The 15140-nt window shown below is 68.4% G+C and carries 13 protein-coding genes and 2 pseudogenes; 11 read left to right on the top strand and 4 right to left on the bottom strand.

Annotated features, from left to right (window positions below):
• The first annotated feature begins 230 nt into the window (after positions 1–230).
• From ACFYX3_RS29170 to ACFYX3_RS29130, 9 genes and pseudogenes are all read left to right on the top strand, one after another.
• Positions 231–899, top strand: coding sequence for a hypothetical protein (locus tag ACFYX3_RS29170; protein WP_389019389.1), 669 nt, complete (start codon positions 231–233; stop codon positions 897–899).
• Positions 900–1201: 302 nt separating this feature from the next.
• Positions 1202–1627 (top strand): hypothetical protein, encoded by a 426-nt coding sequence (locus ACFYX3_RS29165; protein ID WP_389019386.1) that lies wholly within the window; start codon positions 1202–1204, stop codon positions 1625–1627.
• 252 nt (positions 1628–1879) lie between these two features.
• Complete coding sequence (locus ACFYX3_RS29160) at positions 1880–4234, top strand: sulfatase-like hydrolase/transferase (protein WP_389019383.1); 2355 nt, start codon at positions 1880–1882, stop codon at positions 4232–4234.
• A 129-nt stretch (positions 4235–4363) separates the two neighbouring features.
• Positions 4364–5434: pseudogene (locus ACFYX3_RS29155) on the top strand (PP2C family protein-serine/threonine phosphatase); the annotation flags it as partial.
• Positions 5337–5717, top strand: coding sequence for a SpoIIE family protein phosphatase (locus ACFYX3_RS29150; protein ID WP_389019756.1), 381 nt, complete (start codon positions 5337–5339; stop codon positions 5715–5717). The pseudogene ACFYX3_RS29155 and the gene ACFYX3_RS29150, both read left to right, overlap by 98 nt.
• A gap of 186 nt (positions 5718–5903) precedes the next feature.
• On the top strand, positions 5904–6215 hold the full coding sequence (locus ACFYX3_RS29145) for a hypothetical protein (RefSeq protein ID WP_389019380.1): 312 nt from the start codon (positions 5904–5906) through the stop codon (positions 6213–6215).
• A 9-nt stretch (positions 6216–6224) separates the two neighbouring features.
• A complete protein-coding gene (locus ACFYX3_RS29140; RefSeq protein WP_389019377.1) occupies positions 6225–6836 on the top strand; it encodes a DUF1254 domain-containing protein in 612 nt (203 codons plus the stop codon).
• A 57-nt stretch (positions 6837–6893) separates the two neighbouring features.
• Positions 6894–7175 carry a DUF1214 domain-containing protein gene (locus ACFYX3_RS29135; RefSeq protein WP_389019374.1) on the top strand — a complete coding sequence of 94 codons (282 nt, stop codon included), beginning with the start codon at positions 6894–6896 and terminating at the stop codon, positions 7173–7175.
• 198 nt (positions 7176–7373) lie between these two features.
• Positions 7374–8657, top strand: a complete 1284-nt coding sequence (locus ACFYX3_RS29130; RefSeq protein ID WP_389019370.1) for a cation:proton antiporter — start codon at positions 7374–7376, stop codon at positions 8655–8657.
• A 196-nt stretch (positions 8658–8853) separates the two neighbouring features.
• On the opposite strand, the gene ACFYX3_RS29125 is transcribed toward ACFYX3_RS29130, so the two are convergent.
• Positions 8854–8985 carry a hypothetical protein gene (locus ACFYX3_RS29125; RefSeq protein ID WP_389019368.1) on the bottom strand — a complete coding sequence of 44 codons (132 nt, stop codon included), beginning with the start codon at positions 8983–8985 and terminating at the stop codon, positions 8854–8856.
• A gap of 144 nt (positions 8986–9129) precedes the next feature.
• Here ACFYX3_RS29125 and ACFYX3_RS29120 point away from each other — a divergent pair.
• Positions 9130–10336: pseudogene (locus ACFYX3_RS29120) on the top strand (ISAzo13 family transposase).
• 7 nt (positions 10337–10343) lie between these two features.
• Here the strand turns inward: ACFYX3_RS29120 and ACFYX3_RS29115 are convergent.
• Positions 10344–10715 (bottom strand): transposase, encoded by a 372-nt coding sequence (locus ACFYX3_RS29115; RefSeq protein WP_389019364.1) that lies wholly within the window; start codon positions 10713–10715, stop codon positions 10344–10346.
• A gap of 1519 nt (positions 10716–12234) precedes the next feature.
• On the opposite strand from ACFYX3_RS29115, the gene ACFYX3_RS29110 reads away from it, so the two are divergent.
• Positions 12235–13251, top strand: coding sequence for a LacI family DNA-binding transcriptional regulator (locus ACFYX3_RS29110; RefSeq protein WP_389019361.1), 1017 nt, complete (start codon positions 12235–12237; stop codon positions 13249–13251).
• 24 nt (positions 13252–13275) lie between these two features.
• On the opposite strand, the gene ACFYX3_RS29105 is transcribed toward ACFYX3_RS29110, so the two are convergent.
• Positions 13276–14127 (bottom strand): carbohydrate ABC transporter permease, encoded by an 852-nt coding sequence (locus ACFYX3_RS29105; RefSeq protein ID WP_389019357.1) that lies wholly within the window; start codon positions 14125–14127, stop codon positions 13276–13278.
• On the bottom strand, positions 14124–15137 hold the full coding sequence (locus ACFYX3_RS29100; RefSeq protein WP_389019354.1) for a carbohydrate ABC transporter permease: 1014 nt from the start codon (positions 15135–15137) through the stop codon (positions 14124–14126). The genes ACFYX3_RS29105 and ACFYX3_RS29100 overlap by 4 nt, the downstream gene beginning before the upstream one ends.
• Between the last annotated feature and the right edge of the window lie 3 nt (positions 15138–15140).

Raw genomic sequence — 15140 nt, 5'->3', positions numbered from 1 at the left:
CGCCGTGAACCGCATGACCCAAGCCGTCGACGTCAGGGTGAACTGCAACGAGGTGACCTCGGACGTCGCCGCCTGGCTGCAGTCCCAGGATCTGCCGCCCCGCACCGCCGCAGGGATCAAGTCCCTCGGCCCGAAACTGGACGACGCCGTCGACCGCGTGGTCAACAAGGGGGCGACACCCACTTCGTCGAGAGCGACAGGTTCGAGACCATCTGGACGTCGGCACCGCCGTGGAGACGGTCAGGCAGGACCTCGTGCACGCCGGCCTCGCACCGGCGGAGGAGATCCCCACAGTCAACGAACAGATGGTGCACTTCAAGTCCGACAAGCTGGAAAAGATCCCGGGCGCGGCACACCCGCTCGACGTCCTCGGCAACTGGCTGCCCGTCCTCACGGTGGTGCTGGGCGCGATCGGCATGCTGCTCGCCCGTCGGCGCCGCCGCGCGCTGGTGACCACGGCGCTGGGCGCGGCCGGCGCCAGTATTGTCCTCGTCATCGGGCCGGTCATCGCGGTGGTGGCCCTCGGGGTGTACTTGTCCGGTACCGGCCGTCTGCCGCGCGCCGTGCGCGGGAAGGCGGACGGTATGGCCGACTCCGCCGCACGCTGGGGCGGTGCCCACGGAGTGCACACCGCACGGGTCGGCACTTGGACGGAAACCTACCGGCGCTGGATCGCCCTCGGCGTGGTACTCGTGCTCTCATTGGTTCTCGCGCTGTGGAGCTACCCGACGGTGCGGACCGTTCTGCTGCTGGTGCTGATCCTCCTCTCCGTACTCGCGCACTCATGGCCGCCACCGGCCGGACCGGCGAGCCGACCGGACCCACCAACCACATTGACGGGAAGCAGTTGTCGCCAGAGACGGCCACTCAGGCCATCTCGAGTAGCGGGGTGCTGCTGAAGCACGCGAACTCGCCGATACGACATGAGTATTGGGGTGGCTCCCACGACCGTTCGTCCGGCCGCGTAATGGTTTTGCATGCCGGTCTGACGGCCCGACAAATCCGCCACACGCCCCAGTCCGCACCAGCGGCCGGGCCTCGCCCGCAACCCTCCGCCGTAGACACCGCCGGACGGGCCCCAAGCAAGCAGGCATCGCGCAGTCCCAAGGTGCTGCCCGGCCTCCGTCGTGGCAGCCTGGGTATGGAGTCTCCGACCAGGTCGCCCGATCCGGCGACGAGGTCTTCTCGAAGGAGCCCGAACATGGCCGGCAACGTCAGCGGAGCGCGTGGCCAGACTTCCCCAAGACGGTTCGCAACCGGCTGGACCTTCTTCGCCGCAGTTCTGATGATCTTCGGCGGCGCCATGGCGATATTCCAGGGAATCGCCGCCATCGCCAAGGACGACCTGATCGTCGTCACCCGCAACTACGCCTTCAAGATGAACACCACCGGCTGGGGCTGGATCCACCTCATCCTGGGCATCCTCATCGTCCTGGCAGGTATAGCCCTCTTCAGCGGCGCCTTGTGGGCGCGCATCATCGGCATCGCCCTCGCCGGACTCGGCATGATCGCCAACTTCCTGTGGCTGCCCTACTACCCGTTCTGGGCCATCGTCCTGATCGCCATCGACGCCTTCGTCATCTGGGCACTGTGCGCCGGAACGACCAGAACAGCCGAGCAGGACTGATCCGCCGCCGCCGGCCCGCTACGCGCGAGACCGGCGGCGCAGCACTGACCGCGAGCGCGCCTCCTTCAAAGAACCCGGCACCCTGAAGAGGAGCGAGGATCTGGCCCGAGCCGAGCTCTGGGCCTGCACCTTGGCCTGGTCGTGCCACCGCAGCGTCACCTCGGTCGTAAGGGAGTTGACGATCCGGCAGGGCCGAATGCGCACGGAACCCGGACGGCAGTCACTCGGAACCGATCGGCAGAGGAGCAGGGCATGGCGAAGGACTTCAGGGGGAGGATCTCCCTCGACATCCACGACTCGGAGCCGGACTGGGAGCCGTTCTTGGCGCCGAAGGCAGCCGAGGGTGCCCCGAACGTGCTGGTGATCGCCTGGGACGACGTGGGCTACGCGACGATGGACTGCTTCGGCGGCCCGGTGAGAACGCCGACGATGTCGCGGATCGCGGACATGGGCGTGCGCTACTCGAACTTTCACACCACCGCACTCTGCTCCCCTTCCCGCGCCTCGCTGCTGACCGGCCGCAATGCGACGTCGAACGGCATGGCCACCATCGCCGAGTTCAGTTCCGGCTTCCCCGGGATCTCCACCCGCATCCCGTTCGAGAACGGTTTCATCTCCGAGGTCCTGGCCGAGCGCGGCTACAACACGTACTGCGTCGGCAAGTGGCACCTCACCCCTGGTGAGGAGACCAGCATGGCGGCGTACAAAGGGCGCTGGCCTCTGGGGCGCGGCTTCGAGCGGTTCTACGGCTTCCTCGGCGGCGAGTCGAGCTGCTGGTATCCGGACCTGGTCCACGACAACCACCGGACCGAGCCGCCGGCCACTCCCGAAGAGGGCTACCACATCGCCAAGGATCTGTCGGACAAGGCCATCGAGTTCATCCGTGACGCCAAGGTCGTCGAGCCCGACAAGCCGTTCTTCATGTACCTGTCGCTGGACGCGGCCCATGCACCGCACCACGTCTTCAAGGAATGGGCCGACGCCTACAAGGGTGTGTTCGACGAGGGCTACGAGGCGATCCGACCGGAGATCCTCCGGCGTCAGAAGGAGATCGGCCTGCTGCCCAAGGACACCGAGCTGTCCGCGATCAATCCCCATGGTGAGCCGGACGTGACCGGGCCGGACGGGCAGCCGTGGCCGAGGCTGGACACCGTCCGCCCCTGGGACACGCTCAGCGCGGACGAGAAGCGGCTGTTCATCAGGATGGCCGAGGTCTTCGCCGGGTACGTCTCGTACAGCGACGACCAACTCGGCCGGGTGATCGACTTCCTGGAGGCGGCCGGAGAGCTCGACAACACGATCATCGTGGCCGTCTCGGACAACGGCGGCAGCGGCGAGGGCGGGCCTGACGGAACGTTCAACGAGTGGCGGTTCTTCAACGGCCTGAACACTCCGACCGAGCTGTCCCTGGAACACATCGACGAACTCGGCAGCCCGGCCTCCTACAACCACTACAACACCGGCTGGGCGTGGGCGTTCGACACCCCGTTCCCCTACTGGAAGCGCTGGGCCGGTTACGAGGGTGGCGTGGCCGACATGTGCCTGGTCGCGTGGCCGGCCAGGATCGAGCCCCAGCGCGAAGTCCGCCAGCAGTACGTCCACGCGGTCGACGTCGTCCCGACGCTCTACGAGCTGCTGGACATCGAGCCGCCCTCCGTGCTGAAGGGGTACCCGCAGACCCCGATGGAGGGTGAGAGCTTCGCGGCCTCGCTCACCGACCCCACCGTGCCGGGCAAGCAGACCCAGTTCTACGCGATGCTGGGGCAGCGATCGATCTACCACGAAGGATGGCTGGCCTGTACCGTCCACCCGCCGCTGAGCGGCTGGGGCGACTTCGCGCACGACCGGTGGGAGCTCTACGACCTGACGAAGGACCGCGCGCAGTCCACGGACGTGGCGGCACGGGAGCCGGAACGGCTCGAGACGCTCAAGAGCCTGTGGTACTACTACGCGGGCCGCTACCACGGGCTGCCGCTCGACGACCGTACCGCGCTCGAGCAGGCCCTGGCCGAGCGCCCGCATGGCACTCCCCCGCGCGAACGCTACGTCTACTACCCCGACTGCGCCTCGGTGCCCGAACAGTCCGGCGTCGTGATCAGCGGCCGGTCGTACACCATCGCCGCCGGGGTCGACATCGAGTCGGCCGACGCCGAGGGCGTCGTGTACGCCCACGGCGGCATCGCCGGCGGGCACAGCCTCTACGTCAAGAACCAGCGCCTGCACTACGCGTTCAACTGGGTGGGCACCCACCTGCAACACGTGGAATCCGACCGTGAGATCACACCGGGCAGGCACGTGCTCACGGCCGAGTTCACCGCGAGCGGGCGCAACGCCGATCCCGCGATGCCGGGTACGGCCGGAACGCTCACCCTCTACATCGACGACCAGCAGGTGGGCAGCGGTGACATCGTCACCCAGCCCGGCTACTTCTGCGTCGTCGGGGACGGGATCTGCGTGGGCCGCGACGACGCCTCGCCGGTCACGCCCGACTACCGGGCACCGTTCCGCTTCACCGGGGGCACGATCGACAAGGTCGTCGTCGACGTCTCCGGCGAGCGTTTCATCGACCACGAGGCCCAAGTCCGCGGCTGGTTCGCGATCGACTGACCCGTGCTGCGCCGATGTGCCGAGCCCCATGGCGGTACGAGGCTCAGCACTCGGCATCCTGAGTGAAAGGCTCCCAAGGATGCCGACGGCAAACGCTCCACGTGGAACGGGGTGGAGAGGCGCCAGCGGATGGACGAGCACCACAGCCCGCGGTGGGTGTCCCCCGGCCTGCATGGACCACAGGTGGACCAGAACATCCACACGGAGCTCACGGACGAGCAGATCACGGAGCTGGGCAGCGACCAACGGGGGATGCGGCGACTGCTGGAAGCGGTGCTGGCGGTCAGCCGGGACCTCGACCTTGAGATTGTGCTGCGCCGGATCGTGGGCACCGCCATGGAGCTGGTCGACGCGCGGTACGGCGCACTGGGCGTACTGGCCGAGCAGGGGGACAGCCTGTCGGAGTTCATCCCCGTCGGGCTCACGGAGGATGAGCGGGCCGATCTGTCCGGCGTGGAGTTCCCGCGCGGGGGCGGGCTGCTGGGGCACCTCATCCGCCACCCCGAGCCGCTGCGCGTGGAGGAGATCGCGCACCACCCGAAATCGGTCGGCTTTCCGCCCGGCCACCCGCCCATGCACAGTCTTCTCGGGGTCGCCATCAGCGTGCGCGGGCAGGTCTACGGCAACCTGTACCTGTCCGACCGGCGCGACGGTCAGCCGTTCGACGCCCACGACGAGACGGTCCTCATCGCCCTGGCCGGAGCGGCGGGCCTGGCCATCGAGAACGCCCGCCTCTACGAACAACTGCGCAGTGCCACCGAACGCTTCCAGCGCCTTCTCCTGCCGAGCTTGCCCGACCTGCACCCGTTCACCGCCGCAGCGGTCTACCAGCCGGCGTCCGCCCCCGACTACCTCGGCGGGGACTGGTACGACGCCATGCTGCTGCCCGACAGCGCCTGCGCGGCGGTCATCGGAGACGTCGGGGGCCACGACCTGCGGGCCGCGGCAGCCATGGCGCAGACCCGCAACATGCTTCGCGCCGTGCTCTACGACCGGCGGACCCCGCCGAGTGCCGTCCTGACGCAGGTCGTCCAGCCCCTCCAGGCGATCACCGAGAATCCCGTCACCACAGTCTGCCTGGCCCGCATAGAGCCCTCCGACGATGCCTGTCGGCTGCACTGGAGCAGTGCCGGACACCTGCCACCCCTCCTGCTCACCCCCGACGGACGTGCCCGGTATCTGGAAACGGATCCGGGTCTACCCCTGGGCGTGGATCCGGACCACCCGCGCACCGATCACACCTACCCGCTGCCACGGGGGATCCATCGTCGTCCTGTTCACCGACGGCCTGGTCGAACACCCGGCCCGGCACCTCGAGGAAGGACTGCACACGGTCGCGGCGACCGCCGCCACCGCGCTCGGCGAGCCGCTCGCCTCCCTGGTCCGGACACTCGCCGACAACCGTCCCAGCAACGGCTCCGACGACCTCGCGCTGCTCGCCGTACGCACTCCCACAGAGCCACCAGGGCAAGACCAGCGATGAGCAGCCGACCCTGGTGACCCAAAGGCGACCCGGACGACACCAGGCCTCCGCGCGTCAAGCGGCTCCCTTACGGGCGCCGACCGGGAAGGAGAGATGTGGAATCCATCGACGCCTGGTGCGAGGCGGTCACCACATTGGTCCCGCACTCCGCAACGGATCTCCGGGACGGCGCTGGCCTACCGCCCGATGCAGATCCACCGGGCCAACGCGTACACGTTCCTGAGCGGGCGGCCGGTCTTCCTGCTGAGATCGCCCGACGAGATCACCTGGGTGATGGAGACCTTCACCGACCACGTGGATCACAGCCTGACCGAATCGGCGCTCCCACGCCTGGTCGAGCACCTCACTCTGCCAGAGGGTTGGACGTACAAGGCGCGGACGCTGGACCGGGACCTGACCATCACCACCCACGGCCTGGCGCACGTCACCTCCGACAACCTGGCCAACATGTACCAGGACTGCGTCGACGGGGTGAACAACTTTGATCCCTGGGAATGAGCACCGGCCATGAGCGACAAGGTCAAGGTGACGGTCGAAACCTTTGTCCGGGCCGAATCCAACCGTGCGATGGCGAAGCTGATGGTGGTCTGCGGTGGCGTCAACCAGTGGCACCACAGCCGGGTGCCGACACCGCTCGATCAGCAGACATCGGTCCGGATGAACCGCGACACGCTGTACAGCTTCGCCGTGTTGGACTTGACCGAAGGCGCCACCGTCACGATGCCGGACAGCGGCCAACGCTACGCGTCGCTCATGGTTCTCAGCCAGGACCACTACGTCACCCAGGTCATCCACACGCCCGGCGAGCACCGGCTCACCATCGACGACCACGGCACCCGCCACGTACTCCTGACGATGCGCGTCCTGGTTGACCCGGGCAACCCCGCCGATGTCGCCGAGGCCAACGCCCTGCAGGACGGTCTGAGGCTGTCCGCGGGGTCGGCCGAACCCCTCGTCGTACCCGACTACGACGAGGATACCCTCAGCGCCGTACGGGACGCGCTTGCCGTGCTCGGCCGGACCCTGCCCGGAACTGAGCGAATGTTCGGCCGCCGTGAGGACGTCGATCCTGTTCGGCACCTCATCGGTACGGCCGTGGGCTGGGCCGGCCTCCCCTAGAGCGAGGCGTTCTACCTGCTGGTCGAGCCGGGCCTGCCCGTCGGGAAGTACCGCATCGTGGTCGGTGACGTGCCCGTCGACGGCTTCTGGTCGCTCTCCCCCTACAACGCCGACGGCTACTTCGAGGACAGCAGCGAAGGCGGATGCGTCCTCAACCAGTTCAACGCCCAAAGGGAGCCGGACGGCTCGGTCGTCATCAACCTCGGAGGGTGCGCCGACGGGCGCCCCAACTGCCTGCGCATCATGGACGGCTGGAACTACACCGTCCACCTCTACCGGCCGCGCCCGGAGATCCTCGACGGCACCTGGACCTTCCCGACCGTGGAGCCCGTCGACTGAGGACGCGCCCACCCGATCCCCGGACCTGTCGCCATGCACAGCGTCATGGGATCGGCGTGTCCCGTCCCTTTCGATGCTGCCGCGTTGGGCCGACCGGGCCGAGCTGGCGGCGTTCGGAGCACGGTTCCCGCAGATCTGACGGGCGCCACCATAGGGTCGGACTTCGCCTCTCTGCGCGAGGCGGGGTGAGGAGTGCGGATGAACGGCTGGGCCGTCGTGGTCGCCGGGGGTGCGGTCGTCGGCTACGGGGCGCTCTCACGGCGTTTGTCGACCACGGTGCTCTCGGGACCGCTGGTGTTCATGCTTGTCGGTCTGGCGATCGGCCCACTGGGCCTGGACCTGCTGGACCGGGCGAAGGATCCCGAGGTCACGCGGACGCTCCTGGAGAGCGCGCTGGTGCTCCTTCTGTTCGCGGACGCGGCGGGGATCAGGGCCCGGGACCTGCGCCGGGAGGAGTTCCTGCCGCTGCGGCTGCTCGCGGTCGGCCTGCCGGTCACGATGGCTCTGGGGTGGCTGGTGGCCTGGCCGCTGCTGCCCGGCCTGGGCGTGTGGGAGCTGGCCCTGGCCGCCGTCATCCTCGCGCCGACGGATGCCGCGCTCGGGCAGCAGGCCTTTTCCAACAAGCGGGTGCCCCCGCTGGTCCGCGGCGGCCTGACCGTCGAATCCGGTCTGAACGACGGCCTGGCCCTTCCGTTCTTCGTCCTGGCACTCGCCGCGGCGGGCGAGGGCAACGGGCATCCGGGCGTGGCCGAGACGTTCCTGCGTGCGCTGCTGCTGAGCGGCGCGATCGGAATCGCGGCCGGCTGGACCGGGGCGAGCCTGTCGCGATGGTCGCTCGCCCGAGGGTGGAGCAACTCCGACTGGCGACAGTTCCTGGTCCTCGCCGTCCCGGTCATCGCGTACGTCCTGTGTGCCATGGTCGAGGGCAGCGGCTTCATCGGCGCCTGGGTCGCCGGCCTGTCCTTCGGCATCCACCTGCGCCGCACCCCCGCAGGCCCAGGCATCCCTCCCCGCGACTCGGACCCCGCGCAGAGCACAAGGTTCGCAGAACGCCTCGGTCTCCTGCTCGCCTCGCTGAGCTTCCTCGTCTTCGGCGCAGTCATCCTGGGCCCCACACTCCAGCACCTGACCTGGTGCACGGTCCTCTACGGGCTACTCAGCCTGACCGTCATCCGGATGCTGCCCGTCGCACTCGCCCTGGCCGGCACCGGCCTGCGCCCCCCTTCCATCGCGTACATCGGCTGGTTCGGCCCGAGGGGGCTTGCATCCCTCGTGTTCGGTCTGCTCGCCCTCGAAGAGCATCTGCCTGGGGAAACCCTGCTGAGCGAGGTCATCGCCGTGACCGTGGGCCTGAGCATCATCCTCCACGGAGCATCAGCGCCCATCCTGGGCGACCGCTACGGCACATGGTTCACCAGGACACTCCGCAAGGAACCGAACCTGCGGGAAAACGCCCTCGCGCAGCACGACGGCCCACACTGACGGAGTCAGCTGCCTTCTGAGGAACAGGGACGCCAGCCGGCCGCGAGGCCAGACCGCCGCAGCCATCGGCACCTGCGTACCCAGAGGGAAGAACTTCTCCGGCCCTCCGGGCGTCGGAGCGGCAGCGAACCGGTCGTAGCAGCCCGGTCATCAGAGAGAAATTCAACAGGCACAGCCAGGAGTGTAAGACCGCTGATCAGGGGAAACGGGCTGATTCATTGTTCAGGAACCCGACGCCGTACTTCCGCTGAAGAGCACGGATCGACAGACCGGCCTTCGCATCACGACGGATCGCCGCGTACGGATCGACCATGTACTTCGGCGGCACCCCCGTCCCCTCGTCATGCCAAGCACAACCATGGCCCCGAAGCAAGCACCCAGGAGCTCTCCAAACCCGACGACATCAAAGAGTGGCTAAGGGCTTACAGGGAATCAAGGTGTTGCTTCCCGTTCTGTGAGTCGTTGGTGTGGTATGCGCATCCCGGTTGAGACTCGTAGCCAGCTCTCCGTGAAGTTCGAGGTTTTGTTCCCCCACTTGGACGAGCGGCAGCGTCGGCTGTTGATGGCTGCCGAGGCCCGCGTCCTGGGACACGGCGGCGTCCGGGCCGTCGCACGGGCGGCCGCGGTGAGTGAGACGACGGTCCGCAAGGGCGTGCTCGAGCTGGAGGCCGGCGAGGAACCCCTGGGGCGGGTGCGGCGTCCGGGAGGGGGCCGCAAGCGATTCGCGGACCTCGATGCGGGGCTGAGGCCGGCTCTTTTGGCACTGGTCGAGCCGGACGAGCGGGGTGATCCGATGTCGCCTCTGCGGTGGACGGTGAAGTCAACCCGCGGGCGACACGGCTGCTGATCACCCCCGACGCGGGCGGCTCCAACGGCTACCGCACCCGGGCCTGGAAACTCGAACTCGCCCACCTCGCCGCCGAGACGGGCCTGACGGTCACCGTCTGCCATCTACCGCCGGGCACATCGAAGTGGAACAAGAACGAGCACCGCCTCTTCTCCCACATCACCATGAACTGGCGGGGCCGCCCGCTGACCAGCCACGAAGTCATCGTCCAGCCCATCTCCGCGACGACCACCCGCACCGGACTGCGCGTCCACGCCGAACTCGACACCAGCACCTACCCGACCGAAGTACAGATCGGGGACGCGGAGATGGCGGCTCTGCCACTGACCCGGCATGCCTTCCACGGCGACTGGAACTACACCCTGGCACCGGTCACACCCCGGCACCCCGAGCCGGCACCGAGCCGACAACAAATCGATCCCGCCCTGACCGCGATGCTCACCGACCCGGCCCTGACCGGCATGTCACGCTCCGCCTTCGACCACCTGGTCGCCATCTCGGACCGTATTGGGACGCCCTGGCCGAGGCGGCATTCCAACGACGCTTCCGCCGCCCACGCAGCTACCTCCACCCGCAAACCAGCAGCCTCGACCACTACCACCGCCTGCTGACCGCCCTGTTGCGCCGCCGCAGAGCCGCCACCAGCACACTTTCGGCCCAGCTCCTGAACGTCACCCGCACCAACCTGTCCAACCAGTTCCAAGACGGCCACCACCTCCTGGACCTGCACCGCGTCGCGGTCACCCCGCTACCCGGAACCCCAGCCCGCACCCTCGCACAACTACAAGCCCGCCTACTTTCACGCGACGACACCTGCACAGATCAACTCTGACAGTTATTCAGACACAGGCCCCCAGGGTGCCCGAGTACTGCCGGGCCACCCCGGGCGAGGAACGGCCGTCCTTGGGGAAGCCGATGTCGTCCACCACCCACACCTGCGGCCGCACGACCGTCACCGCCCGCCACGCCAGCCGGGCCCGCACGTCCCTGACCTGCCACGTCGAGGTCGTGACGAACTGCTGCAACTGCTGGTGATCGACACCGAGCCGTTCAGCCATCGGCTGCATCGACTTCCTGCGGCCGTCCAGCAGCAGCCCCCGCAGATATAACGCACCCTTCGCCCGCTGGTCCCGACGCACCAACGACGCGAACACCTCCGCCGCGAACTCCTCCAACCGGCCCCGCACCGCGGCAAGCTCCCCAGCCCTCATACAGCCAGCGAACTACCACCCACCCACCACGACAAGACCACCTAACAAAGCACTACTAGGCTGGCCGGTCAACTGCACCATGCGGGGCGCGGGAGGGTGACCGGCATCGCTGCTTCCATGGCCGAGCCGGTGATCGTGGCCTATGACGGACGCGAGGGGATCGATCTGCCGTGGCCGGCCCAGTACCTCCTCTGGGCCCAATATCCATGCGGTGCCCGCCAAGCCGGCCCCAGCCGACACCGCCTGACGGCAGCTCCCCGGCTCTTCACCCTCCTCGACGGTTTCTCGCGCCGCTCCCTGTGAGTGATCGACGACACTGAACGGCACGACTCGTCCGCCGTGTACCAGAAGCCATCGGCAACGTCCCCAAGGCCGCGTTCTCGCCCGACACCCACTGCTGGTGGACACCCAGGCAGCCGGGCGCCTCTCCCGCCTCTGTCCATGGCATGCGCAGACGCCGCCTCCGCACAACAACAGGCACAGCGCGTCCAGGCACCTTGGCGATAGGACGACCACAGCCTCGGGTCCGGCCGGCGAGCGCACGGGACATGCAGGACATGGATGGCTCCCAGAACTTCCCATCCCACGCCAGCCTCTCCGCCTGGGATCCACCAGGACCAAGATCCGGACCATTTCCGGACCAGCCCCCACCAGAGAGCCCCGCCCGCCGCGATTTTCGCAGGTCAGCATGAGTGCGGCTGCTGTACCACCAGCAGACCCAAAACCTGCTGGTCAGCTACTCGCCGAAGAAGCTCGGGCTCTTCTGAACCTTCTCGCACGTCGCGGCACGGAGTTTCATACGGTCCGGGCAGAACGGTGGTGGCATCGAGCACCCGCCCGGTGTACGCCTTCGGCCGCTCACCAGAGACCGCGGTCACCGAGCGGTCCCGGCTCGCCGGTCACCGCTCGTCCAGGTCCAAGCGAGTCCGGTCAAGACCGTTCGGTACGGCCACAAGTCCACGTGCGGCCGGCGGCCCGTACTGCAGGCCACCGGTGACGCCTCGGCCGCAGCGCTCGCGGAGTTGATCGGCTCCAGGAGTGACGACGCCGCACTTCGGGGGACGACCCCCAGGATGCGAGCGTGGCAGGCCATCCGAGCTCTTCGCCCAGGTCATGCTGACGTGGGCGAACCTGGAGGTCTCCCTCAAGCTCCTCCCCCGCTCCCGCGCGGGACACGGCCGGCGCGGTGCACTGCCGGTGCCCCACGTGGGAACGGAGCCAGTGCCCGGCGGGCCCCGGCCCGCTGTTGCTCGAGCGTCATCTCATTGAGCTGCCTGCCCACGCGGCGGACCCCGGGGCCCGCCTTCCCTCCGACGACGGCCTCAGCGGCGGCATCCGCTGCCCACCGGCGCTCGTCAAGCGATCGCCTTTCGCGATCGCGCGACCGGGGTGTCGGACGAGCTCTCGGAGGACCGGGAGGTGGTCCGGCGTCCGCGCCAAGAGCCGTACTTGGCAGGCCCCCGTGCCCCTGCGGGTAGGGTCACCATGACGGGAGACCTGTGCAGATTGGGAGTCACGCGTGAAGCGGCCGACGATTGCGGACATCGCGCTCCGCGCCGGAGTGTCCAAGGTGGCCGTCTCCTATGCCCTCAACGACCAGCCGGGGGTGTCCGACTCGACACGTGCGTCGATCAAGGCGATCGCGGAGGAGCTCGGCTGGCGTCCCAACAGCGCCGCGCGGGCTCTCAGCGGTGCTCGCGCCCAGGCGGTCGGGCTCGTCGTGCGGCGGCCGGCCTCCACCCTCGGCACCGAGCCCTTCTTCATGGAGTTCATCAGCGGCATCGAGAGCGTGCTCTCCGACCGCGCGTACGCCCTGATGCTGCAGATGGTCGACAGCGAGGAGCGCGAGCTGGAGATCTACCGGCGCTGGTGGGGAGAGCGGCGGGTGGACGGCGTGTTCCTGGTCGATCTGCGCACCGACGACCCGCGCGTGCCCGCGGTGGAGGCCCTCGGTCTGCCTGCCGTGGTCATCGGGCCGCCGCACACGGCGGGCTCCCTGCCCGCCGTGTGGTCGGACGACGGAGAGAGCGTGCGGGAGGCGGTGCGGTACCTGGCGGCGATCGGCCACCGGCGCATCGCGCGGGTGGCCGGTCCCGAGGGCTTCGCGCACACCGCCGTCCGGGACGCCGCCCTCCGCGAGGGCTGCGCGGAGGCGGGGCTGCCCGACCCGGAGATCGTCCACACCGACTACACCGGTGACGAGGGAGCCCGCGCCGCCCGCCGGTTGCTCATCGCCGCCGAGCGCCCCACGGCGATGATCTTCGACAACGACATCATGGCGGTGGCCGCGCTGTCCGTGGCCCAGGAGATCGGCCTCTCGATCCCCCGCGAGCTGTCCGTCGTGGCCTGGGACGAATCGCCGCTCACCCAGGTCGTCCGGCCCGCGCTGTCCGCCCTCGCCCGGGACATCCCGGCGTACGGGGCCAGCGCGGCACGGACCCTGCTCGCCCTCGTCGCGAACGAGGAGGCCGGGAACGTGGAGGAGGAGTACGCCCGGTTCGTGCCACGGGGCAGTACCTCCGCTCCGTCGGCCTGAGCCGCCCTGCGGACGCCGCGGCCGCTACTTCGTGGCCCCTTGCGCGAAACCGTTGTAGATCCACCGCTGGAGCAGCAGGAACACGACGAGCGTCGGCAGGATGACGAGGATCGCGCCCGCCGAGATGGCCTCCCAGTGCGCACCGAAGGGTCCCTTGAAGCGGAACAGCGAAGTGGAGATGGTTCCGAGGTCCTCCGAGTGCATGTAGAGGAAGGGGATGTAGAAGTCGTTGTAGGTGGTGATCCCCTTGATGATGACGACGGTGGCGATCGCCGGCTTGAGGAGCGGAAGAATGATCTTCCGGTAGATCGTGAACGCGTTGGCGCCGTCGAGGCGGGCGGCCTCGTCCAGCGAGCGGGGGATGGAGCGGATGAACTGCAGGAAGACGTACACCGAGACGATGTCCGTGCCCATGTAGAGGAGGATCGGGGCCCAGCGGGTGTCCACCAGGCCGAAGCTGTTGACGACCTGGAAGGTCGCGACCTGAGTGGTGACGCCCGGTACGAGGGTGGCGACGAGGAAGAGCGCCATGACGAGCTTCTTCGCCCGGAAGTCGAAGCGGTCGACCGCGTAGGCCGTCATCGAGCCGATGATCACGGTGCCGCCGACCGAGAAGACGAGGATGAAGGCGGTGTTGCCGAAGGCCGCGAACATGTGGCCGTCGGTGAACGCCGTGGCGTAGTTCCGGAAGTTCAGCCAGTCCCCCGGCAAGGAGAGCGCACCGCCGTCGGAGACCTCCTCGGACGTCTTGAGCGAGGTGAGGAAGACGACGGCCAGTGGCAGCAGGACCACCACCGTCGCGGCGAGCAGGGACAGGTAGGTCAGCGCGGTCCCGACCGGCAAGCGGCGGCGGCGCGTTGTCAGGGCGGGGGTCATACCAGGTCCACCTTGTCGTCGGGCACGAGCCGGCGCTGGATCCAGGTGATCAGCAGGATGATCGCGAGCAGCACCACGGCCGCTGCCGAGGCCAGGCCGGTCTTGTTGAACTGGAAGGCGAGCTTGACCGTCTGGATGACGAAGGTCGACGTGCCGGTCGCGCCGCCGGTCATGATGTAGGGGATCTCGAACACGGACAGGGAGCCGGAGACCGCCAAGATGATGCTGAGGCTGAGGACGGGCTTGATGCTCGGGGCGATGATGTGGCGGAACTGCTTCCATTTGCCCGCACCGTCCAGCTGGGCCGCCTCGTAGAGCTCTCCGGGGATGGACTGGATGGCGCCGAGGAAGAGGACGAAGTTCAGCCCCGTGAAACGCCAGACCGACACGCCCGCCAGGGACACGTTGGCAGAGGGGGGATCGCCGAGCCAGGGATGATCGGTGGTCACACCGAGCCAGGCCAGTACGGAGTCGAGGGTCCCGCCGTCCTGGAAGAAGTAGAGGAAGACGAAGCCGATCGCGACGCCGTTGATGAGATAGGGGAAGAAGAGGATCCCCTTGAAGAAGTTGCGGAACCTGAGATCGAAGCTCAGGACCGTGGCGAAGTAGAGGGCGACTCCGATCTGGAGGACGGACGCGGCGAGGTAGTAGCCGCTGACGAAGAAGACCCGGAAGAGCTCGGGGCGGGTGAAGATCTGGACGTAGTTGTCCACCCCCGTGAACTCGCGGTCGGGGCTCACTCCGTCCCAGTCGGTGAAGCTGTAGGAGATCATGCTCGCCACGGGCACGTAGGTGAACGTGATCAGCAGCGCCAGCGGCACCGCCAGGAAGAACCACGGGGTGACGCGCCGGAGCGGCGAGTCGCGCCAGGAGCGTCCCCGGGTGCTCGTGGCGCCCGGGAGTTTCCGGGCCGCGAGGGCGACCGGGCCCGCCGGGCGGTCGTCCCGCGTCGTGTGACGCGGTCTCCGCGTCGGCTCGGTCCGGGAGGGGGCAGGAGGTGTGTCGGTCATGTC

Origin of the sequence: Streptomyces sp. NPDC002463, from assembly GCF_042889835.1 — a bacterium.
GTDB lineage: Bacteria > Actinomycetota > Actinomycetes > Streptomycetales > Streptomycetaceae > Streptomyces > Streptomyces nymphaeiformis.
The sequence above is the reverse complement of the archived record's forward strand: the minus strand, read 5'-3'. Positions and strand labels throughout refer to the sequence as shown.